The organism is uncultured Sulfuricurvum sp. (genome assembly GCF_937936435.1).
Classification (GTDB): domain Bacteria; phylum Campylobacterota; class Campylobacteria; order Campylobacterales; family Sulfurimonadaceae; genus Sulfuricurvum.
The window spans coordinates 1-21,699 of the sequence record NZ_CALDDG010000082.1 but is presented as its reverse complement, the minus strand read 5'-3'; the positions used below and the strand labels follow the sequence as shown (position 1 = coordinate 21,699).

Below are 21,699 nucleotides of genomic sequence, written 5' to 3'. Positions count from 1 at the left end.
GTATGCGAATCGTTCAGCTTCTGCCCGAACTTAACGAAGGGGGAGTGGAACGGGGAACCGTAGAGCTTAGCCGCGAACTGGTGATCCGGGGAGATGAGAGTATCGTTATCAGTAACGGCGGTACGTTGGTTTCGCAGATCGAAACGGACGGCGGTCGTCACATTCGATTGGACGTTTGCAGTAAAAACCCGTTTACGGCATTATCCCGAATGGTGAAATTGCGTAGGCTCCTTAAAGAACTGCAACCCGATATTGTGCATGCACGCAGCCGCGTTCCGGCATGGCTGGCGTATCTGGCCAATCAAACGCTGCATATCCCTTTTGTAACTACCGTCCACGGTTTTAACAGCGTCAGCCCCTATAGTCGTATTATGAGTATGGGAGACAAGGTTATTTGTGTCAGCGGTGCGATCAAAACCTATATCCAAAAACACTACCAAACACCCGATACAAAGATCGTCGTCATACCGCGCGGGATCGATTTGGAAAAATTTAATCCGGAAAATCTGGAGAGGGTTTTCATGAGCAACTTTTCCGCTCAATACGGTCTGAATGGCCGTTTTGTCGTCTCTATCGTCGGACGGATTACCCAACTCAAAGATCTCGAAACGTTTATTCGGGCTATCGGCATTGTCAAACAGACTAAGCCGGAGGTCAAAGCATTGATCGTCGGCGGGGTGCGCGGGGACAAAGAGGGGTATTTTGATCTTTTAAACGGATTGGTCCGAGAATTGAATTTGTCGGATGAGGTTGTATTTACGGGATCGCAGAGCAACGTGGCAGAGATCTACGCGCTGAGCGATGTCGTCGTCAGTACTTCGAAAAAACCGGAGAGTTTCGGCCGCAGCGTCGCCGAAGCAATCGCGATGAATACCCCCGTGATCGCGACTAATCATGGTGGCGTGCTCGATATCATACGAGAAGGGGTAGACGGCTATTTCGTCCCTGTCGGAGAGATTGGGATTTTGGCTGAACGCATGATCGATGCGAGCAGATTGCATTGCGAGGGAAGAGAATATATTCAGGAACATTTTTCACTACGACAGATGGTGGATAAAACGGTCGCCGTTTATCAGGAGATGAAGCGATGACCTTGATCCAAAGTCTGAAAATCGGCTATGTAAAAGTGTTGCTTGGAATACGCCATGCGGTAATTAACACGGTTCAAAAATGTCTGTTCGCTCCCAGCACTGATCCTAAGAAAATTCTTGTCCACCGTATCGGAACCTTCGGCGATTCGATTGTGGCATTGCCGGCAATCTCATTGATCCGAAAACGCTACCCGGATGCGAGGATGGAGTTCGTGACGACTTACGCTACCGCATTGAATCTATCGGTGATTATCAAAGAGGGGATTTTCGAGGCCGTCCACCTGATCGATAAAAAGAGCCGTAAAAGCGGAATTCAAACCTTGAAGCACGGGAATTACGACCTCTATATTGAAATTCCCCAAAATTACGGTTTGATTAAAACGCTTCGAAATATGCTGATTACCCGCTTCGTACTCGGTATTCGAAGCGGTTTCGGATGGGATGAGGGGATGACGAAGCTCTTTGCCAAAGAGCAGCTGATGTTCTACCCGCCGCTGAGAGAGAGTGATCGGTTCGTCCGGAACATGGCACGCAACGGCATCGTAGGAGAGATAGAGTACCCGATCAAAACGGAGTCTCCGGGATCGGAAGCTTTGCACTGTTTTGAGGGGAAAAAAGTGATCGCTCTGGTGATCGGGACGAATGTTCCGGCCAATATGTGGCCGCTGGAGTCGTGGCAGAAACTTGCACAGTCATTACATGAAAAAGGGTTTGCGATTGCCGTGATCGGAGGCGATCAGGAGAAAGAGCGTGCAAACACCATCGTAGAGGGCTTGGAATACGGCTACAATTTTTGCGGAGCGTTTTCGATCGCACAAAGTGCAGGTTTTTTACAGTTATGTACAGGTGCAATCTGCCATGATACCGGTGCCATGCATTTGGCGTATGCGGTGAAAACACCTCTCGTCGCGATGTTCAGCCCTCGTCAGCTTTCATCGAAATGGTTTCCGCCGAGCGAAGGCAATTACGTCGTGATGAACATGGTCGAATGTGCCGGATGCTTTCGCAAAAAGTGTGACGATAATATTTGTATGAAGCAGATCGATCCCGTCGCAGTCGAGAGAAGATTATTAGAGATTATCGGGGGAAAACTATGAAGATCGTTCATGTCGCCAGTTACAACTACCTCAAAGACGGACAGAGCTATTACGCCACCGATTATAAAATCCATCAGGGACTGGTTCGCAACGGCCATTTTGTCTACCCATTTAGCTACCGTGATACGGCGCGATGCGCCACGCTTTTTGGTTCGAAGAAATGGGGTGCCGGCAAAACGAATAAACGGCTGATCGAGACATGCCGCAACATCCGTCCCGATTTGCTTCTGATGGCGCATGCGGAGCTTATCACGTTGGAGACGCTGTGCGAAATCCGGAAAATGTTACCGTCGATCAAAATTGCGATGTGGTTTATCGATGCAATGTTTAACGAACGCAACGTAATCAATATCGAAGGAAAAATCGCTGAAATCGACGCATTGTTTTTGACCACGGGAGGAGAGTGGCTGGAGAGATTCACATCCCCTACGACCAAGGTCGCTTTTTTCCCGAATATCGTCGACCCCTCAATCGATGTTTACCGCAATTTTGAACAGAGTGACTTGCCGATTGATTTCCTGTTTTGCGGCACGGATTATAAAGATCCTGTCCGTCAGGCTTTTTTATCCTCTTTATCCGAGCAGCTTTCAGGGCTTAATACCCGTTTTGCCGGATGTCTGGGACAGCCGCGTATTTTCGGTGCGGAGTATATGCAGACGCTGTCTCAGGCACGAATGGGTCTTAATTACAGCCGCCGTAACGATGTGGAGCTGTACAGCTCGGACCGGATAGCCCATTTGACCGGGAACGGTGTACTGACGTTTACGCCGCGTATCCCCGGATACGAAGCATTGTATAAGGAAGATGAAATCGTTTATTTCGATGATCTGGATGATCTCGTCTCTAAAATTCGTTATTATCACGGACATCCCGATGAAGGAGCTTCTATAGCCAAACGAGGATGGGAAAGAAGCCAAAAGTATTTTGAAAATTCATATGTAACTCAACGTTTTCTTGATGTGATTTATAATGCAATGACTTCTGAAGAGTATGATTGATTTATTCTAAAATAAAAAATTATTGTATATAAAGGAAGATTTTTTGGTTAGGAAGCATTATAAATGAAGATTTTATTGATACGTTTTTCATCACTGGGTGATCTTATAACCTTAGAAGTTGCTTTTCGGGCTTATAGGCATTTTTTTAAAGAAGAGCACTTGACGTTACTGACATCGAATCTCGGAAAAGGAGTTTACCAGGATACGAATTATTTTGATGAGTATATAGTTGGGAAAAATTTCAGAGAAAGATTGCGATTACTTAGAAAAAACGAGTATGACCTTATTATAAATTTGCAGTGTACAAGACCGTCTCATTGGATAACACTTTTCTCAAAGAAACGAAAACTTATTAATCAATCAGCATCTATGTTACAGAAGTATTTTTATATAAAGCCAAAAGTAAAATCGCATAAAGATATTCTCATTGATTTGGGATACGATCGTAAAGAAGTTGAAATGTTTTTTCAATCGAACTCGACAATTTCACTTCCCTATATTTCTACAATATTTCCATGGAGTGGTCAACAAAAAAAAGTTGTTGCTTTGGCACCGGGTGCAAGTGAACGGTGGGAAAGTAAAAAATGGGGTGATCAATATTATTTAGAGTTAACAGGTAAATTGTTGAGTGCAGGATATATTGTAGTTCTAATAGGATCTGCTTTGGAACAACCTATAGGAAAAGAAATAGAAAAAGCTTTCCCTCAAAGTATCAATATGATCGATAAGACTAATTTGTCACAGTTGAAAGGACTTTTAGCTTCCGTCGATCTTTTGGTATGCAATGACAGTGGTCCGGCGCATTTGGCAGCAGCTGTGGGGACAAATACATTGACAATATTTGGTTCAACGGATATCAAACATTGTGTCGCTTTTGGAGGATATTACGGAAAACATAAATATGTTGTGTCAGACCTGCGTTTAAGTTGTCAACCGTGCTATAAATCAAAATGTCCAACTCAACATGAATGCATGAATAGTATTTCGGTGATGCAAATAAGTTCATTGGTAAATGAGAGTATTGAGCAATAAAATGATTAAAACTGCAGGACAATTGAATGTAGAACACTATCTAAACCGTAACCTTACAATTACGGTATTAGTAGTTGTTTGGATTGTTACTATACCAATGAAAAATGCAGTTTTTCAACTAATGTTAGGATTGATACCTCTTTCTTTTTTCTGGATAGCTTTTCAAAATAAAGACTTGATATCTTATATCACAGAGCAACCTTTTACTAAAGCGATCCTTTTATTCTTTGGGGTGATTAGTCTGGCAAATATGGATGCTTTTAATCCTGCGGAAGCCTGGCATTTTGAACTTCGACTTTTACAATTAGCATTGTGCCTTTATGCATTAGTATATTTTCTCAAAAAAAAATATGTTTCGATATCTTTGATAGTGATAAGCGTTTTATTCGCTTTTGGAATTCAAGTTATTGATGGATTGTTTCAATATCTATATGGCCAAGATTTAATCGGAAAAACAATGTTAGATGGCCGCATGAAAGCGATGGTTTTTCATCCAAATACATTGGGGCTTGTTTTATCTGTCGGGATCGTTCTAAGTGCGGGAATCTTGTTACATAAAAGATATTTTAGTATTTCAATATTCAAAGCAGGGATTCTTACTTTGATTGTTTCGATGGCTCTATTCGATCTATTGCAAACAAATTCCCGTGGTTCATGGGTGGCTACAGTAAGTGCTTTATCTGTTTATTTTTGGATAGAGCGAAAAAATTTGAAAAGTAAGCATTATATTTACGTCATTCTCGGTATTGTCGGACTCTTAATTTATGCCTCTCAGGATTCTCATATTGTTTTGCGTGTTTATTCTCTTTTTCAAGGGGAAAGTGCAGGTAGAGATGTTTTATGGTCATTAACGTGGCATCATATTGAACTACACCCATTTTTAGGATATGGTCTGGACGCTTTTCGCTTTTTACCGGGAGTTCCGTCTTATGGAATGATGCCTCATAATATTATTTTGGAAATATTATTATCGACAGGCATGGTAGGAATGGTGATGTTTCTATTTCTTTGGTATCGTCTGTATTCTAAAATCGTATCGTATAAAGAAGATGCATCGCCATTGTATAGTTCAGCCATTGCTATTCTCATTGTATTATTTGTTAGTGGAATGTTCGATCATTCAATCTATCAAAATGTTATTTATGACTCGATATGGATTATACTCATTGCAATCGTTTACAAACGATAATAATTCAGTTTAAGATCAGGTCGTTTTCCAGTGCTTTGAGCTCATCGGTGACGTCAGTGACACTGATGGCATTAATATCGGGACGGCGAAGCGAGCGTTTGTAGGGATTTAGGCATCCTACGTTTGTATCTTCTCCGGTACTAAAGAGGGTGATCGTAGGAATCCCGAGAGCCGCGGCGAGATGGACGGGGCCGGTATCGTTGCTGATAAAATACGAACACAGCGAAATGGCTCCGCAGAGTTGTTCGAGCGTCGTATTCTCAATAATGGCAAAATCTTGGAAAACTTCTTTGTAGCGGTTTTCGAGCGGACCGATGAATACGAGGATCGTATAGTGTTCTGATAGCTCAGAAGCCAGCTGGAAAAAGTTTTGTTCGCTCCAGCGTCTGGATTCGCTGGTCGAACCGATATTGAGTCCTACCGTCGGTTTGCTTGAATCAAGTGTCGCTGCGACGGATTGGCGAAAAACTTCAGCGTTTTGCGTCAGACATATTTTGGGGCGGGAGAGGGTGTCATCGACTCCGGCTATACGGGCGAAAAGCTGGCTTCGATGCCCGGAAGTATCGTATGGAACCAATCGGGTATAGCCGTAGTTGTATTTGCTCTTTTTTTCGGCACCCCATTTCTCTTTTGCATTGACGAGATAACTGATAGTTGCCGTCTCTCCGAAACTTTGGAAATCGATACAGATATCGAAACGTTTGCGGATGTGAAAAAGCATTTTGCCGATTTCACCGATAGAAGAGAAAAATCGCTTTTGTTTAAACACTTTGCGATTGAGGGTAATCGTATCGTCAATGAGACCGCATGAAAGGTTGGCGAAATCACGATTGGAACTGTCGGTTAAGAGGGTAAATGAACTTTCCGGATAGACAATTTTCAGTTTTTGCAGCGTCGGCAGCAGCATAACAAGATCTCCAAGCCCGCTGTAACGTATGATAAGAAAACGGGTTTTTGTACTCATTGCTGCTGGATCTTGCAGATAGTGGAGGTAGTGCTTTTTCCTTCGACGAACCGTACAAGCCGGAGTTCGTCGGCAATATCGCTTCCGACGACTTCTTTTCCTTCGTAATCTCCCCCTTTGACGAGAATATGGGGACGAACCGATTTAATCAGTTCATAGGGGGTTTCTTCGTTGAAAATAACGACATAATCGACAGCTTCCAAGGCCGCCAGGATATAGGCACGATCATTTTCGGTATTGATAGGACGGCTTTCTCCTTTGAGTGTTCTGACCGAGGCATCGCTGTTGAGTCCTACGATGAGGATATCGCCGAAACTTTTGGCTTCTTCGAGATAGCGGACATGCCCGACATGAAGAAGATCGAAACATCCGTTGGTAAAGACGATCCGTTTCCCGCGTGATTTAAAACTTTCGCACATTGTACGGATTTGCTCCAGCGTTTTAATACGACTGTCCGCGTGGGTTTGTTTTAGAGAAGTTTCGTATTCGACGATTTCGGCAAGCGTGGCGGTCGCGCTTCCTAATTTACCTACGACGACCGCTGCCGCGGCATTGGCAAAAGTGACGGCATCGTAGAGATTTTGTTTTTGAGCCAATGCAAAACCGAGTGCCGCGATAACCGTGTCTCCGGCTCCTGTGACGTCGAAAACTTCGCGGGCGACGGTCGGAACACGATGCAGTCCGTTCTCGCTGTAGGCGATCCCTTCTTCGGAGAGAGTAATGAGCGGTACGCTTAAGCCGACGTTGGTTTGGAGGTATTTCAAGGCTGCTTCAAGCGATGATTCGTCATGAATGGAAATGCCGGTAGCTTCGGATGCCTCTTTTTTATTGGGAGTGAGCAGATAAGAGCCTCGGTATTTGGAATAATCTTTTCCTTTCGGATCTGCGAGTACTTTTTTACCGGCTATTTTCGAGAGGGTGATAATTTGCTGACAAAGTCCTTCGGTTAAGACCCCTTTTGCGTAATCTGAGAGGATGATGAGGTCGAAGTCTTCGACGATGGCGATGATTTTGTCCATCAGAATTTTCTGAGAGGTGATACTGATGGGGTTTTTCGTTTCGCTGTCGAAACGTACGACTTGCTGATGCGAAGCGATAACACGGCTTTTTTTACTGGTGATTCGCCCTTTTTCGATAATGCATAAAGAACGGTTGACATTGATTTCATCGAGTTTTTGGAGTAAGAGGGTTCCGTTTTCGTCATCTCCGATAACGCTGGCGACACTTACTGTCGCCCCTAATGCGACAAGATTATGAACGACGTTACCGGCACCGCCTAAAACGGTGCTCTCTTCTTTGACATCAACGATTTGTACGGGTGCTTCCGGCGATATCCGCTCGCAGTGTCCCCAAAGATAATGGTCGAGCATCATATCGCCGACGACAAGAATACGCGGATGGCTTTCAACAATATGCATTAGCGTTTAACCTCGGTTTGAAAAAGATGTTTGATTTCAGGGAGATAACGTCGGATACCTTCTTCCAATGTCACCTGCGGGGTATATCCCAACCCTTCGATGCTCGGTGCGATATCGGCCTCGGTTAAAAATTGATATGAGCCGATATAAGGGTTGTCAATATAATCCGTTCCGTAGTCCGTCCCGAGCTGTTCTTGCAAAATATCGGCGATTTCCTGAAAACTTCGCGCATTCCCGGTACCTACGTTATAAATTCCGCTCTGTCGCGGATTGGCAGCCTTGATATTTGCCTGAATAACATCGTCGATGTAGATAAAATCCCGACGGATAGTATCGGAACCCGTAAAGAGTTTCGGTGTTTTTCCTGCCAAAATCTGGTGTCCGAGTTGAAGAACCATCGATGCCGTTTTATTCTTATAGAATTCTCTCGGTCCGTAAACGTTGAAATAGCGCAAACCGACGATCTTGGCATCAGGATAGCGCTTTAGCGTATCGCGTGTGAGATGATCCATCATCAGTTTACTGAATCCGTAGACGTTTTGCGGCGCTTCCCGTCCTACGGTTTGCGGCGCTTCGGCATCACCATAGGTCGCACCGGATGAGGCGTATACCAAGGGGATATTGCGTTCAAGTGCCAAATCGATGAAATATTTAAAAGTATTGAGATTGGTTTGCAACATTATCGTTTGATCGTACATAGTCGTATCGGAGATAGCCGCCTGATGGAAGATATAATCAAACCCGTATCCTCGCAGACGTTCCCAAAGGGTAGGGTCGTTTAAATCGGCACATAGGATTTCTCCGGTGAAGCCCAATAAGTTTTTAAAATGTCCGAAGCTTTTTAGATTTCCGTTGTCGAAAGTTTCGTTGTTGCGAAAAAGATCCAAAACGACGATTTTGGCATCGGGATAATGGCGTTGGAAATAAAATGCGAGATTGCTGCCGATGAATCCTGCACCGCCTGTGATTAAAATCGTCTTGCCGTTAAACGGTTCGTCACTGTAGATCATTATGGTCTCTCGATGGTATTGGATATCAAATATTTGGAATAATTATTGTAGCTTATTTTCTCTTATACCACGTTTTGGATGGGAGTACGGCGCGCAAAGGGGGAGTTATGCTACAATTTCGGAAAGAGAAATAAATAAACGGTTTTTGCTAGCGGCGCAGAGACGATAAAAGGGTAATGCAATGATGCGAAAAGTTATTTTAATTATGTTGTTCGCAAGTTCCGTATTCGCAGCGCATCAAATCGAGGCAAACGTCAATAGCAGAGATGTGGAAGGTTCGATTCGACTCGACATGGGGCGTATGGGAAATGCAATGAATAATGCCTATATCGGAGCCCGTTTTTTAAAAGGGGACAATAATAATTCCAAAACGATTGCCGACCCCGATCCGCTGATGGAGGTCTCTTTTCTCGTTATGCGTCCTGTACAAGGTGTTCCGGGATTGAAAGTGGGACTGGGTATAAAGGGTGAATATACCAAATTTGACGGTAATACCTACAGTGCGGTACCGATGGGAGTCGAAGCGGAGCTTCGTCTGCCTCTGAACACCCCGTTTCCGTTTTACCTCGGCGGCGCACTATATTATGCCCCTTCGGTATTATGTTTCAAAGATGCCGATTCGTATATGGAAACCCGTATCCACTTGGATGCCGAACCGATCACGAACGGGCGGCTGGAAGTCGGATATCGGACAATCGATACCGATGTTAAAGATCAAAGCGTCACTTATAACGATTCATGGTATTTCGGAATGCGGCTCGACTTTTAACGGTTCAGCTGTATTTTTGCAGATACCAATCGATCGTTTTGACGATTCCGGTATCGAACGTTTCTTCCGCTTTCCAGCCCAACTCTGTTTCAAGTTTAGTCGCATCGATCGCGTAACGGCGGTCATGCCCGGCTCGATCTTCGACGTAAGTTATCAACGTTTTATAGCTGCTTCCATCCGCTTTCGGTTTCATGCTGTCCAACAGGCTGCAGATACGCTCGGCAATCTGGTTGTTGTTGCGCTCGTTCCGTCCTCCGATATTATAGACTTCTCCGCTTCTTCCGGTATGATAGACCAGATCGATCCCTTTGCAGTGATCGAGAACGTAAAGCCAGTCACGAATGTTTTTACCGTCTCCGTAGATCGGGATGTTTTCGTTAGCTAGAGCTTTGCGGATAATGGTCGGGATCAGTTTTTCGTTATGCTGTTTAGGGCCGTAGTTGTTCGAACAGTTGGTGATGAGGGTATCCATCCCATAGGTGTGATGATAAGAACGGACGATCATGTCTGAACCGGCTTTGGAAGCACTGTACGGACTATTCGGCGCATAAGAGGTCTCTTCGGTGAAGAGGCCGCTCTCTCCAAGTGTTCCGTAGACTTCGTCGGTACTGATATGGTGGAAACGGCACCCTTCATATCCTGCTTTATAGAGAAACGGTTTCTCCATCCACATTTTGTAAGCGACATCGATTAGGGTGAATGTTCCGTTGACGTTAGTCTGGACAAAGATACCCGGATTTTTGATCGAATTGTCGACATGGCTTTCGGCCGCGAAGTGGATTACCCCGCGAATATCGTATCGGGTAAACAACGATTCGACGAGGGCTCTATCGCAGATATCCCCCTGAATGAAGATATGACGTTCGGTATCGGTCACGTCGGAGAGGTTGGACAAATCTCCGGCATAGGTGAGCAGATCGAGATTGACAAGACGGATATCAGGGTATTTTTCCAGAAAATAGGGGACGAAATTGCTCCCGATAAATCCGGCGCATCCGGTCACTAAAAGGGTTTTCATGATAATTCTCCTAATTCATTTAAACAGAGGCGGAGAGAGTCTCTCCAATACGGGATGGTTATAGTGAAATCGTTTTTGATTTTGGTTTTGTTCAGTAGACTGTAATGAGGACGTTTTGCCGGCGTAGGGTATTGATCGGTGGTGATAGGATTGAGCGTACAGCCGATGTGGGACAATTCGAAGATCGCTTTGGCAAAATCGTACCAACTGGCAACTCCTTCGTTGCTGTAATGATAGATTTCAGGTGCGCGATTATCGATATCCGGCACAATATCCAAGATGGCCTTTGCCAGGTCTTTGGCATAGGTCGGTGTCCCGACTTGGTCGAAGATCACCCCGAGTGAATCGCGTTCTTTTCCCAGTCGGAGTATCGTTTTGACAAAATTGGATCCGAATGAGGAATAGATCCATGAGGTACGGATGATCAGTGTGTTTTGAGGTGCGGCGGCGAGAATTGCATCTTCTCCGTTTCGTTTGCTCATACCGTAAACCCCTTGCGGATCGGTCGGATCGCTTTCGATATAGGGGCGATGGTTGTTCCCGTCGAATACATAATCGGTAGAGATATGGATCAGTTTACTGTTGTCCCGTTTAGCGATTTTGGCCAGCATCGAGACAAAGCGGTGGTTGACGGTGTCGGCAAGCTCTTTTTCATCTTCGGCTTTGTCGACCGCTGTATAAGCGGCGCAGTTGATGATCGCGTCGAATTGTTTGCTTTCGAAGAAATCTTCTATTTTGCATAGATTGGACAAATCGAGTGTGGTACGATCCGTAAAGGTAAAAGAGTATTGAGGATAGGAGACAGAGAGAACTTTTATCTCGCTGCCGAGCTGGCCGTTCTCGCCCGTCACAAGAATGTGTATCGGTTTATTCATAAAGATCGATCCCGTATTCGAATAAATCGGCGATATTTAATAACGGCTGCTTGGTATCTTTGAGCGATAACTGCAGTTTGGCGGGATCGATTTGCCAGTCGATGCCGATAGCCGGATCGTTATAGGCAATTCCGCGGTCGCATTCGGGACTGTAGTAATTGTCGACTTTATAGGCAAAAGTGCAGGTTTCGGAGAGGACGACAAATCCGTGCGCAAATCCGCGTGGAATGAGCATTTGGCGCTTGTTTTCACCGGAAAGACGCACTGCAATGTATTGACCGAAAGTCGGGGAGCCTTTTCGAATATCGACGGCAACATCGAGCACTTCTCCTTCGATAACCCGTACCAGTTTAGTTTGCGCATAGGGAGGAAGCTGATAATGCAGCCCCCGAAGGACTCCATACGTAGATTTGGATTCATTGTCTTGACAAAAGGGGATCGTATAGCCTAAAAATTCTTCGAGCTTGTCGGCTCGGAAGGTTTCGGTGAAATATCCCCGTTCATCGCCGTGGACTTTCGGGGTGATAAGGATAACATCGGTAAGTGCGGTACGTTCGAAAGTCATTCGCCGATTTTCCCTTCATTCGCACGACGGATCAGATATTGGCCGTACTGGTTTTTTGAAAGAGGTTGGGCCAGTTCCAATAGTTTTTCTTGGGATATATAACCCATTTCATAGGCAATCTCTTCGATACAGGCGACTTTTAGTCCTTGGCGGTTTTCGATGGTCTGGATAAACAGACTGGCTTCCAAAAGACTCTCATGCGTCCCCGTATCGAGCCAGGCATAACCGCGTCCCATGAGTTCAACCTTGAGTGCGTTTTGGGCAAGATAGGTTTGATTAACCGTGGTGATTTCAAGCTCGCCGCGGTCACTCGGTTTGACATTTTTCGCGATTTCGACAACGCTATTAGGATAAAAGTAGAGTCCGACAACAGCATAGGAGCTCTTCGGCGATTTCGGTTTCTCTTCGATGGAGAGGACGTTTCCGGCTTTATCGAATTCGGCGACACCGTAGCGCTCCGGATCTTTGACCCAGTACCCGAATACGGTCGCTTTACCTTCTTCGGTAACGTTGCGAACCGATTGTGCCAAGAGTTTCGTCAACCCGTGCCCATGAAAGATATTGTCTCCCAATACCAGACAAACGTCATCACCGCCGATAAAATCGGCTCCGAGGATAAATGCCTGTGCCAAACCATCAGGCGAGGGCTGGACACAGTACTCAAAACGCATTCCGATCTCGCTTCCATCTCCCAAAAGCTCCTGAAAGCGAGGAAGATCCGTCGGAGTGGAGATAATCAATATTTCACGGATGCCTGCAAGCATCAATACGGACAGGGGATAATAAATCATCGGTTTATCGTAAATAGGCACCAGTTGTTTGCTCACACCTTTGGTGATAGGGTAGAGGCGCGTACCGCTTCCTCCGGCTAATATGATCCCTTTCATCTCATCCCTTATATGTATCTTGCATTAGGATTATAACATAAATAGTTTTTTTCAAAAAAATAGGTCATTTTAAGTAAAAATGGGATATACTTCCGCCTCTATTCGCCGGCATAGCTCAGTTGGCTAGAGCAACTGATTTGTAATCAGTAGGCCCGGGGTTCAAATCCTCGTGCCGGCACCACTTAATAACTCCCTTTTCTTGAAAAAACAACGATTGCAGTCTTGATAAGTATTTCGATATCGAGTTGAATAGACCAGTTGCGTACATACCATACATCTAACTGAACCCGTTCATCATAGCTGATGTCGTTACGTCCACTCACTTGCCATAATCCTGTAATACCGGGTCTTACTGCTGTAAAATATTGGTAAAAATCTCCATATTTGGCTACTTCATCCATAATGATAGGTCTCGGCCCTACTAAAGACATTTCTCCTTTTAAAACATTAATCAATTGCGGCAATTCGTCAAGTGAAGTTTTGCGTAAAAACTGTCCTACTCTCGTAACACGAGGATCATTTTTAAGTTTAAAATTCTTTTCCCATTCCGCTCGGGATTCTTCACAGGTTTCTAAAATGGTTTCAAGTCTATGATTGGCATCTAAATACATAGTTCTGAATTTCCAGACTTTAAATCGCTCACCGCGATAGCCTACCCTCTTGTGGCTAAAGAGAGGATTTCCTTTCGTATCAATCGAAACAATGAGAAAGAGCAATATGAGAATCGGCATAAAGAGAATAATAAGTAAAATAGATGCCAAATAATCGAAAATTCTTTTGATATTTCTATCGACAATGCTTAATAAATTATTTTTTATATAAAACGCCATTCCTTTGTGGTGAATAGAACTGATTAATTCACCGTTAATGATAGGAATTTTAGAAATCTCCGGTAGTAAGATGACTCTGTGAAGGTTTTTTTGTATATGATCGATAAGATCATTAATCTCATGGATATCGGTATGGTTGATATCGATGATAGCGGCATGGTATTTATGAGTTTGAATCAACATCTCAATTTTTTTATGAATGAGAATAATCGGTTCTTCATCGACATTCAGGGTTACCGCAATATCGTAGCCGAAAGGGTTGTCGGGTGCAAACCATTTTTGTACGTTTTCATATCCGTTACTGTCGCATACCACAAAAACAGGTTTCCGTAATATACTGAGTCTGAGTAGCCGTTTTTTGATAAGATACATCCAGATAGGATTGAACGCATTGAGTGCAAAGTGCAGTAAAACGAGAGTACGCGAGATCGAATCCCCTAATTTCGCCAATACAACAACAAAGAAGATAGCCAGTAAAGCGATGAGATTTGATTTTAAAATAATCATCATCTCATTTGTCGTAACCATTCTGCGTGTCATCAGCCTATTCGTATAATAGGTAAAAATATAAATCCAACCTATCCAGAGATAATCAATAAAAAAATGGTTTTGAGCCTGAGCAATAATTTTATCGGCAATAAGAAAAACGATCCATAAATTACCAAATACTAAAAGAGAGAAAGTAGAAAAGCGGAAAGCAAAGTAATGCAAAAAAACTCCCTCTAGTAAATAGTGAATTTTATCTAAAAGGGGGATTTAAAAGCAATGAACTTTATAAGTGACTTCAGAATAGACTCCGGAATATAAGACGGAGCGGTCTTAAATAAGAATTTAATTTCATTAATCGCATGTGTCATTCCCGTCGTTTCCGCAGACCGGTATTTTGAAATTTCTGTGAGAATCCATGATTGGTTCCTAAAATATTCTCCTATCATCCGATAGCGTTTCCATAATTCTGTGTAGGATAAATTATGAGAATGGTAGACTTTGGCATCAGGAACATAAGCTATTTTTTTATGATCTAAAATTGCACGGGCGCAGAAATCCATGTCTTCATTTGTGTGCAAGTCTTTTGTAAATCCCGCTACTTTTCTGAAATATTCTCCGCGATACATGGCACAACTGTCGGAAGCAAAAAAAGTTTTAATTCCCATTTTCGCTATATCGTCTTTGGTTTTAATACAAGAATGCTCAGGATAGTTTGTGTGACGGGCAAAGACTTCGATAGGATCAGCATAAGGGTACGGCAGTTGGCGTGCATACGCTACAACTACGTCAGGGTCTTCAAATGCTTTACATAAATTTGTCAGCAAATGGGAATCATAAGGGAGCGCATCCTGAGTCATAAAAAGATACAGATCAGCCGTGTATTCCAATGCGATATTACGGGTATTCGCGTGATTGAAAGTTCCTCTTTCAATAGAACGTTTTTCAAATTGACCGGTGATTTGAGAATCACCCGAATCGATCAATAAAATATTATTGGGAACAGTCTGTCGTGAGAGCATTTCGAGTACGGTAGTAAAAGCATTGTCCGGATTGAGAATAGGGATAATAATTTGTACACGCATAAACCGCTCATTCCATAACGATTTATTCTTGAATGTAGGCGATGATGCTGTTTCTGATATCGGCATCATTTAAATACAATTCTTCCGGATTTGCAACACCCATGTGCTTTAAATTGGTGATCTGCCAATAAAGAAGCCAAAAAACTTTGTCGTTATTCTGCAGATTGAATGATTCTAAGATTTTGATCGTGGACTGTATAAAATCTTCCGCTTTCAAGCTGGGTAGCAGCATTTTAGAAAATCGATCAATATTTGCCGCAATAATCCAGCAAATTTCAAATAACATCCATTTTCTATTGCTGGATATCGTGTTTGTGTTATGAATACGATAATTTAATAGCGGTTCCGAGAGATTATAACAGTGGTGATCGGAACACACTCGAAGTAGAAAATCCCAGTCATGGGTGAAGCGCAGATTTCTCATCCCGCCGACTTTTTCATACACGGAGCGTTTAAAGATCATATTACTGGTGGTTGAAACGAAGTTGGACATTAATGCATTTAACGCGTAATCTTCTGTCGAAGCAAACGTTTTTTGCTTGTTTTTGATTTCCCACGGTTCCATATTGTGCCATGCCTGTTTTGTACCCAGTTTTCGACTCTCAGCATCGACGACATCGATCCAGGTAGAGATCAAGTCAATATCCGCATTGACTGAAAAATACCGGATACATTTTTCAAGGCGTTGGGCATGATACTCATCATCGGAATTTAGAATAGTTAAATATTCCCCCTGTGCTAATGAGAGCCCTCTGTTAATGGCATTATGGGCGCCCCCGTTTTCTTGCATGACGTGTTTTATTCGCGTATCGGTATATAAATCGATGAACTCATTTTTCGAAGTTTTATGGTGTGATATAAATACCCTTCATAGATAAAAAAGCAATAAGAGCGGTATTATACCTTTTTTATGGTTTACTTAATCGTATAATGTAAATGATTATCCAACTAATTTTGAGATAAATGGCACTTTTTGTAAAATGAGAATGATAAATAAAGAGATTAGAAATGTAGTAAAAGCTAAAATTAAAATGCCGATGGCAGGATGTATGGTTAGAGGAGTAATGACAAATCCAAGTTTATCACTTCCAAGAATACTGATAATAAGAATGTGAATAAAGTAGATAGGAAATACTCTTTTGGAGATAAATGCTAATGGTTTGATAAAATGTTTGTTCACTTGAACTTTTTGAAGCAATAAAAAAGCTCCGATAGACGCGATGATACAATTAGGACTTAAAGGCTCAAATGCTATTTCTATAAAAGAAGTTGATCTTAAATTTAAGTACCACGTAAGTAAAAAAGTACATAAACCTGCCATAAAAAAAATCATAAAACTGATTTTGTTTGAAAGATGATGTGTCCAGTTAGCATTTGACAAATAAAAGCCGAGAATAAAATATCCTCCCCACCCTAAAAAACCTGCTAGTTTTAATTGGGAAATCAAGTTGATTGGTGAATACACAGTTAAGGAGTTGATGATTATCCATAATGCGAAAAAATAAAGAGCAAAATAAGTGTCACGCGATACAGCTTTTGCAATTAAACGAAGTATTGGTAGTAAAAGATAAACTCCCAATATCATATATGCAAACCACAAATGATACATTGCCGGGGTATTTAGTATGGAACCGAAAGAATATAGAATATCGAGTGGAGCTTTCGACGATTGTTGCGTAAAAATTAAATATACGCAAGACCAAAAAAGAAGAGGAACGGCGATTTTGAAAATTCTTTTTTTAATTTCAAAAAAATCAAAAATATGGTTATGGTATTTTTGTCCTAATAACAGTGTCCCTGATAACATGACAAACAGAGGAACTGATACTCTAGCATATGAATCGATGACATTAGCGACCAAAAGTTTATCGAGAGATAATGTATGATAATTCTGTAGGATAGGAGTTGCGCAGTGTATCAAGATAACGCCGAAAATTGCAATTAAACGGCAGATATCCCCCCAAACTAAATGATTTTTGGTATCCAAAGTCTTTTCCTAGTGCTTCTTATTTTCCTAGAATATTTGAAAAAAATATTTATATTAAATAGTTGGCGATTGTGATAAACTTATTTTAGCATCTATAAACATACCGAGCATTTTAGCACCGATCACATTAATACTAAGGGTATCGGTGATTTGGGATAAGCCTTTGATTCGATAACTTTCTCTGAGTAAAGAATCGTTAAATAAGTTTTGAAGAGCAGCTGATGCTTGATCAATATCAGGATTAGCCCATCTCCATCCTCTTTGATAAGGGCCCCAATTTTCTGGAATTTCAATCCATTTATAGTCTATTGAAATAACGCTATCACCAATATAATCTAATACGCCGGAGTAACGAGTACAGATGACGGGAACTCCATGTGCCATTGCTTCTGCAATTGTCAAACCAAACCCTTCTGCACGGAAAAGTGCCAGATAAACGTCGATAGAACGATAAAAAAAGCTGATTTCTTTGCCACTCCAGAAAGTATCGATAATATAGATGTGCGGGTGTTCTTTAGATATTTCAAAAATTTGTTTAAATTCTATGGGATGATGCTTGCTTCCTGATATTTTAAGAATCAATGCAGCATTATCGGTGTCATGAAAAGCTTTATTGAAGGCTTCTATCACTCCTAGGGGATTTTTACGAAAAGTGTAGCTATTTAAATCAAACATATATCCTACTACAAAAGCATACTCACTTCGAATTTTATCGACGGTATTGTTGACATCGAAAGCAGATTGACTTTGATCTTCAATAATGTGTAATAATACATTCGTACGACAAGATACTTCGTGCAATGCGTCTAACATATAATGGCTGATTGCCCATACTTGATCTACGTAGACGGAAGCATTTTTAAAGTCAATGTGTGGATGATCTGATTCCCATGCCCATATTCCGATTACATAAGATAATTTTTTGATGAGTTTTAGAAATGTTTTATCAAGGGTCAAGAGTTCATTAGCGTTAAAGTGATAAATAACAAATGACGGTAAATCATCGTAGATATTTGCAACCAAACGATTTGTCCAATCTGGTGAAACCAAATCAAAAGGGATGACATCAAAACCTAAAGCGTGTAAGGTCTGAATATAGCCCAAAGAGGCTCTACCTACTCCGGAAGAAGAAGAGAGATAGCCGATATAATAAACTTTAATCGAATCCCTTCCCACTTTTGTGGACAAAGATAGAGAAGATTCGTATTTATCCCTGATAAGACGTTTTTTTAAGAGTTCTCTGACCTCTCTGAGCGCATTAGTATTGACTGTTAGATCGACATCATTGGCGTAGTGGGGATATCGAGACAATAATATCTCCAAATTTTTACGTTGTAGTATTTGTTTTTCTTCACTGCCGAAAGAACCTCCATGCTTGTGATAAACAAATAGATTGGTGACATGAATATTTTTGTATCCGTGTTGGATGGCGCGTTGACACCAATCATTCTCTTCGCTATACCCTTTACCGTAGATTTCATCAAACATACCGATCTGATCAACAAGATTTTTATTGACACCCATGCAAAAACCTACTCCGGTGGGGATCGTAATGTATGTTTTTTCAAAATTGACATAGCGAAATTGTTTATCAACTTCTTCGACGCTAAGTCCTTCAAAAATGGGATTGTCTTCCAGATAATTGGGAAAACTACAAATTGTTCCGGAATTGGTAAATGGAGTAGTGCTAGCGATCCCCTCCATTTTGAAAATAGGATACATGAGCCGCTCAATCCATTGTGGAGGGACTTCAGTATCGGTATTGAGCAATACAAAGTGATTTTCGCACATTTTAGATAGTTTATTAACAGTTTTGATAAATCCCAGATTCATTTCATTTTCAATAATAGTCATAGAAATGAAGGGATGTTTTTTTTGTATTTCATAGAGTAACGGCAATATATCCCTATCACTACTTTTATCATCTGCGACAAAAAGGCGGTATGGCATTGAAGTATTACGGATGATGCTTTCAAAAAGGGGGAGTAGAAATTCTTTTCCGTTGTATACGGGAATTATAATGTCAATTGGTTTGTTGATAGCAAACTGAGGAATAAAAGGAACATCGTGAAATTGGTCTACAATATTGTTGAATAGAGTAGAATGCTTTTGCGATGCGATAAAGCCTTCAATTTTTTTGGATTTATTACGGATTTTAAGCCATGTTTTTTGAATTCCTGAGTAACGTAATTCGTTGAAGGCTCTAAGAATGATAGTAGGGTTTTTGTATAAATAGCGTATTGTTTTTAATGCAAACACCAGAATGGACACACTTTTACGCACATTCTCACCGAGATAGCGTAACGGTGCCGTAATGCGCCAGCTGTTGGAAGAGAGTATCTGCGAGAGTTTATTTTGTGTAGATACAAGTTCGGCGCAGGTATTTTGCAAAGCTTCTTCTTTTATGGCGATGGTATGCTCTTTGTCAGAGAGCTCTTTCTCGAAGGTACGGGAAAGTGCCGCGATCTCTTCCGCTTTGTTATGCAATATTTGGCTGACACAGGCATGTACCGCTTCTCGTCCGATATAAACGTAACGGATGGATACTATGAGCTTTTTGGCTTTGGACGGCTCGGATTCGTTCGGCACTCTCAAAAAGATTTGAGAATCATCCGTTTCGAAAAAGAAACGCTTCTCACTGCGTGAACAGCAATTTGTCGATATTTCGGTGGTTAAATCGATTTGCATTTCATTTTCTTCGACGAGGAGTAAACTTTCTATTTCGATAACGCACGAATCATTGAGCGGATCAAGCCGGAGGTTTGTAAAGTTTTTATCCGAAAGGTCAAATACACATTCTTGGATGTAATCGCCTGCTGAGACGGACATTTTGGTTGAGTCCTCTTCGCAGATGCCTTCTCCGACGTCAAAAAAGAGCTGGATGAACGGAGTGGAGATCGTTTCGGTATTTTCGGCGGCTATGGGCGTTTGCCGACACAAATCGATTTTCTTTTCTCGGTAATACGCTACGTGTTTATCAAAAATCGCGGCTTCATTTCGATTGTTAAGTCGCCAAAGATAATAATCGTAGTCAAAAAGAAAATCATACGGGATGAGGTAAGAAAAAACGGCAAAATTCAGTCCGTAGAGCAATTCATCGGGATCGTCAAACTGTGTCAGAAATTTAAACGGATTGTCACCGAGTATAAGCGCTTTTTTCCCAAACAGCAACGCTTCGAGGGCAACACTGGAGTTGATAGTGACGATAGTATCGCATCGAAAAAGAAAACTGAGAGAATTTGCCGAATGGTCAATTTCTCCCAGTTTGTCATAATGCAAATGTCCGCCGGGATGCTCGCGTAAACAGAGAGTTTTGCCTCTAAAGGTAGATTTGACCCATTTGATGAGGGAAATGGAATCAAAACCGTTTGAGAAAGCCAAGATATTAGAGTCGTCTTCGACTTGTAAAACAATGCCGAAGTCAAACGCAGGTTCTTCTTGTGCGACAAGCGGCTGAGCGTGTGTGCAGGTAATCAGATTTCGGATTTCTGGCAAAGTCAAAAGGGTATGAGGGCTGACCTGTTGCTTAAAATGCTCGAATCTTGCCTCGGATTCCGTATGGCCGTTTACTCCGCTAAAATCAAAATAGGCTGTCGGGAAATAGAGGGGTGATCGAAGAGCTCCCAGCTCGTTATGAATGACAGGGATAGCGAATGTGTCGGCAGCGGCTGAGAGTGATGGGATATTGCACCAGGACAAAATACCTAAAATATCGTAATCGTCTCTTAGACTCGAGAAAGTTGTTTCAAAATAGCGGATGATAGAATCATCTTTATGTAGAAGAATTTCTGTAAATATCTGATCGCTGTTGTGGGCATGCCGTTCTTCCATATCGTCAAAGAGGGCACTGTCAAATTCGATGAATCGATAACTTGCTATCTTTTCGGGAGAGGGTATATCATAGCCAAAGTATTTTGCCCCTTCAACGGTAAGTTCATTTCGAGGATCATCGAACATGGACGGCTCTTTGATATATGCCGAACTGCCGATAAAAATGATCTGGTCATTTTTAAATGCAAAGAGCTGCTTATAGAAAATCCAAAGATAGGGGGCCTCTATTCCCCGTATCGGATAAGGCATTAAAAAAGAGATAAAAATTTTAGGTTTCATGATTGCGGCCAAATGGTGATACGTGCAGGTGCATATGCAAATCCCTGATCGGTACGGTGCGTGGAAATGATTGTGACTTTTTGGCAAGGCCATCTTTGGTCGAGTTCCACGCGCGGTTCGCCGCTAATATCGGCCAATCCGACAAAAAGACCGTATTCTCCCGCTACGACGTTGAGGTTGAACGTCATTGTGATCTCATTGAGACCTGCTTTGAGGTTGATAGGAGTATCGACCGTATTATCCCCCCATATCAAGAGGCCGTCGATATTTTTCAAGCTGGCACCGATG

General features: G+C 42.2%; 19 protein-coding genes and 1 tRNA gene. 7 read left to right on the top strand and 13 right to left on the bottom strand.

Annotation, left to right across the window (positions count from 1 at the left end; all coding sequences use genetic code 11):
• The first annotated feature begins 2 nt into the window (after positions 1 to 2).
• The 5 genes from Q0389_RS08605 to Q0389_RS08585 all read left to right on the top strand — a co-directional run bounded on the left by Q0389_RS08605 (position 3) and on the right by Q0389_RS08585 (position 5,407).
• The gene (locus Q0389_RS08605; protein WP_298693507.1) at positions 3 to 1,091 is read left to right on the top strand and encodes a glycosyltransferase family 4 protein; all 1,089 of its coding nucleotides are present in this window, start codon (positions 3 to 5) and stop codon (positions 1,089 to 1,091) included.
• Positions 1,088 to 2,188: a glycosyltransferase family 9 protein gene (locus Q0389_RS08600; protein WP_298693506.1), complete on the top strand. Its 1,101-nt coding sequence runs from the start codon at positions 1,088 to 1,090 to the stop codon at positions 2,186 to 2,188. The genes Q0389_RS08605 and Q0389_RS08600 overlap by 4 nt, the downstream gene beginning before the upstream one ends.
• Positions 2,185 to 3,186: a glycosyltransferase gene (locus Q0389_RS08595; protein WP_298693504.1), complete on the top strand. Its 1,002-nt coding sequence runs from the start codon at positions 2,185 to 2,187 to the stop codon at positions 3,184 to 3,186. The genes Q0389_RS08600 and Q0389_RS08595 overlap by 4 nt, the downstream gene beginning before the upstream one ends.
• A 63-nt stretch (positions 3,187 to 3,249) precedes the next feature.
• Positions 3,250 to 4,218: a glycosyltransferase family 9 protein gene (locus tag Q0389_RS08590; protein WP_298693502.1), complete on the top strand. Its 969-nt coding sequence runs from the start codon at positions 3,250 to 3,252 to the stop codon at positions 4,216 to 4,218.
• Between the two features lies 1 nt (position 4,219).
• Positions 4,220 to 5,407, top strand: a complete 1,188-nt coding sequence (locus Q0389_RS08585; RefSeq protein WP_298693501.1) for an O-antigen ligase family protein — start codon at positions 4,220 to 4,222, stop codon at positions 5,405 to 5,407.
• Positions 5,408 to 5,411: 4 nt separating this feature from the next.
• Here the strand turns inward: Q0389_RS08585 and Q0389_RS08580 are convergent, their stop codons facing one another.
• Genes Q0389_RS08580 through rfaD form a run of 3 tightly spaced genes read right to left on the bottom strand, consistent with a single transcriptional unit; the run spans position 5,412 to position 8,799 of the window.
• Positions 5,412 to 6,371 (bottom strand): glycosyltransferase family 9 protein, encoded by a 960-nt coding sequence (locus Q0389_RS08580; RefSeq protein ID WP_298693499.1) that lies wholly within the window; start codon positions 6,369 to 6,371, stop codon positions 5,412 to 5,414.
• On the bottom strand, positions 6,368 to 7,789 hold the full coding sequence (rfaE1, locus tag Q0389_RS08575) for a D-glycero-beta-D-manno-heptose-7-phosphate kinase (RefSeq protein WP_298693497.1): 1,422 nt from the start codon (positions 7,787 to 7,789) through the stop codon (positions 6,368 to 6,370). Before rfaE1 ends, Q0389_RS08580 begins: the two co-directional genes overlap by 4 nt.
• Positions 7,789 to 8,799 carry an ADP-glyceromanno-heptose 6-epimerase gene (gene rfaD / locus Q0389_RS08570; protein WP_298693496.1) on the bottom strand — a complete coding sequence of 337 codons (1,011 nt, stop codon included), beginning with the start codon at positions 8,797 to 8,799 and terminating at the stop codon, positions 7,789 to 7,791. Before rfaD ends, rfaE1 begins: the two co-directional genes overlap by 1 nt.
• Before the next feature lie 181 nt (positions 8,800 to 8,980).
• Here rfaD and Q0389_RS08565 point away from each other — a divergent pair, with 181 nt between their 5' ends.
• Complete coding sequence (locus tag Q0389_RS08565; RefSeq protein ID WP_298693495.1) at positions 8,981 to 9,568, top strand: YfaZ family outer membrane protein; 588 nt, start codon at positions 8,981 to 8,983, stop codon at positions 9,566 to 9,568.
• Positions 9,569 to 9,572: 4 nt separating this feature from the next.
• Here the strand turns inward: Q0389_RS08565 and rfbB are convergent, their stop codons facing one another.
• Genes rfbB through rfbA form a run of 4 tightly spaced genes read right to left on the bottom strand, consistent with a single transcriptional unit; the run spans position 9,573 to position 12,913 of the window.
• Positions 9,573 to 10,586: a dTDP-glucose 4,6-dehydratase gene (gene rfbB / locus Q0389_RS08560; protein ID WP_298693494.1), complete on the bottom strand. Its 1,014-nt coding sequence runs from the start codon at positions 10,584 to 10,586 to the stop codon at positions 9,573 to 9,575.
• Positions 10,583 to 11,461 carry a dTDP-4-dehydrorhamnose reductase gene (gene rfbD, locus Q0389_RS08555; RefSeq protein ID WP_298693493.1) on the bottom strand — a complete coding sequence of 293 codons (879 nt, stop codon included), beginning with the start codon at positions 11,459 to 11,461 and terminating at the stop codon, positions 10,583 to 10,585. The genes rfbB and rfbD overlap by 4 nt, the downstream gene beginning before the upstream one ends.
• Entirely contained in the window at positions 11,454 to 12,026 is a 573-nt protein-coding gene (gene rfbC, locus Q0389_RS08550; protein ID WP_298693492.1) for a dTDP-4-dehydrorhamnose 3,5-epimerase, read from the bottom strand. The genes rfbD and rfbC overlap by 8 nt, the downstream gene beginning before the upstream one ends.
• The gene (gene rfbA / locus Q0389_RS08545) at positions 12,023 to 12,913 is read right to left on the bottom strand and encodes a glucose-1-phosphate thymidylyltransferase RfbA (RefSeq protein ID WP_298693491.1); all 891 of its coding nucleotides are present in this window, start codon (positions 12,911 to 12,913) and stop codon (positions 12,023 to 12,025) included. The genes rfbC and rfbA overlap by 4 nt, the downstream gene beginning before the upstream one ends.
• A 104-nt stretch (positions 12,914 to 13,017) precedes the next feature.
• Between rfbA and Q0389_RS08540 the strand changes: the two genes are divergently transcribed.
• Positions 13,018 to 13,094, top strand: a tRNA-Thr gene (locus tag Q0389_RS08540).
• 1 nt (position 13,095) lies between these two features.
• Here the strand turns inward: Q0389_RS08540 and Q0389_RS08535 are convergent.
• From Q0389_RS08535 to Q0389_RS08510, 6 genes are all read right to left on the bottom strand, one after another.
• Positions 13,096 to 14,454, bottom strand: coding sequence for an exopolysaccharide biosynthesis polyprenyl glycosylphosphotransferase (locus Q0389_RS08535; protein WP_298693490.1), 1,359 nt, complete (start codon positions 14,452 to 14,454; stop codon positions 13,096 to 13,098).
• 32 nt (positions 14,455 to 14,486) lie between these two features.
• A complete protein-coding gene (locus tag Q0389_RS08530) occupies positions 14,487 to 15,314 on the bottom strand; it encodes a glycosyltransferase family 2 protein (protein ID WP_298693488.1) in 828 nt (275 codons plus the stop codon).
• A gap of 22 nt (positions 15,315 to 15,336) precedes the next feature.
• Complete coding sequence (locus Q0389_RS08525; protein ID WP_298693531.1) at positions 15,337 to 16,140, bottom strand: glycosyltransferase; 804 nt, start codon at positions 16,138 to 16,140, stop codon at positions 15,337 to 15,339.
• A 114-nt stretch (positions 16,141 to 16,254) separates the two neighbouring features.
• Positions 16,255 to 17,301 (bottom strand): acyltransferase family protein, encoded by a 1,047-nt coding sequence (locus tag Q0389_RS08520; protein WP_298693487.1) that lies wholly within the window; start codon positions 17,299 to 17,301, stop codon positions 16,255 to 16,257.
• Between the two features lie 54 nt (positions 17,302 to 17,355).
• Positions 17,356 to 21,411 carry a glycosyltransferase gene (locus Q0389_RS08515; protein WP_298693486.1) on the bottom strand — a complete coding sequence of 1,352 codons (4,056 nt, stop codon included), beginning with the start codon at positions 21,409 to 21,411 and terminating at the stop codon, positions 17,356 to 17,358.
• A partial coding sequence (locus Q0389_RS08510; RefSeq protein ID WP_298693484.1) for a hypothetical protein occupies positions 21,408 to 21,699 on the bottom strand: 292 nt, incomplete at its 5' end. The genes Q0389_RS08510 and Q0389_RS08515, both read right to left, overlap by 4 nt.

Excerpts from the sequence above, each read along its gene's own strand:
- rfbA (WP_298693491.1), bottom strand. The coding sequence starts at position 12,913 with ATGAAAGGGATCATATTAGCCGGAGGAAGCGGTACGCGCCTCTACCCT.
- rfaD (WP_298693496.1), bottom strand. The coding sequence starts at position 8,799 with ATGATCTACAGTGACGAACCGTTTAACGGCAAGACGATTTTAATCACA.
- Q0389_RS08600 (WP_298693506.1), top strand. The coding sequence starts at position 1,088 with ATGACCTTGATCCAAAGTCTGAAAATCGGCTATGTAAAAGTGTTGCTT.
- Q0389_RS08580 (WP_298693499.1), bottom strand. The coding sequence starts at position 6,371 with ATGAGTACAAAAACCCGTTTTCTTATCATACGTTACAGCGGGCTTGGA.
- Q0389_RS08590 (WP_298693502.1), top strand. The coding sequence starts at position 3,250 with ATGAAGATTTTATTGATACGTTTTTCATCACTGGGTGATCTTATAACC.
- Q0389_RS08585 (WP_298693501.1), top strand. The coding sequence starts at position 4,220 with ATGATTAAAACTGCAGGACAATTGAATGTAGAACACTATCTAAACCGT.
- Q0389_RS08530 (WP_298693488.1), bottom strand. The coding sequence starts at position 15,314 with ATGCGTGTACAAATTATTATCCCTATTCTCAATCCGGACAATGCTTTT.
- Q0389_RS08595 (WP_298693504.1), top strand. The coding sequence starts at position 2,185 with ATGAAGATCGTTCATGTCGCCAGTTACAACTACCTCAAAGACGGACAG.
- Q0389_RS08515 (WP_298693486.1), bottom strand. The coding sequence starts at position 21,411 with ATGAAACCTAAAATTTTTATCTCTTTTTTAATGCCTTATCCGATACGG.
- rfbB (WP_298693494.1), bottom strand. The coding sequence starts at position 10,586 with ATGAAAACCCTTTTAGTGACCGGATGCGCCGGATTTATCGGGAGCAAT.
- Q0389_RS08605 (WP_298693507.1), top strand. The coding sequence starts at position 3 with ATGCGAATCGTTCAGCTTCTGCCCGAACTTAACGAAGGGGGAGTGGAA.
- rfbC (WP_298693492.1), bottom strand. The coding sequence starts at position 12,026 with ATGACTTTCGAACGTACCGCACTTACCGATGTTATCCTTATCACCCCG.
- rfbD (WP_298693493.1), bottom strand. The coding sequence starts at position 11,461 with ATGAATAAACCGATACACATTCTTGTGACGGGCGAGAACGGCCAGCTC.
- Q0389_RS08565 (WP_298693495.1), top strand. The coding sequence starts at position 8,981 with ATGATGCGAAAAGTTATTTTAATTATGTTGTTCGCAAGTTCCGTATTC.
- rfaE1 (WP_298693497.1), bottom strand. The coding sequence starts at position 7,789 with ATGCATATTGTTGAAAGCCATCCGCGTATTCTTGTCGTCGGCGATATG.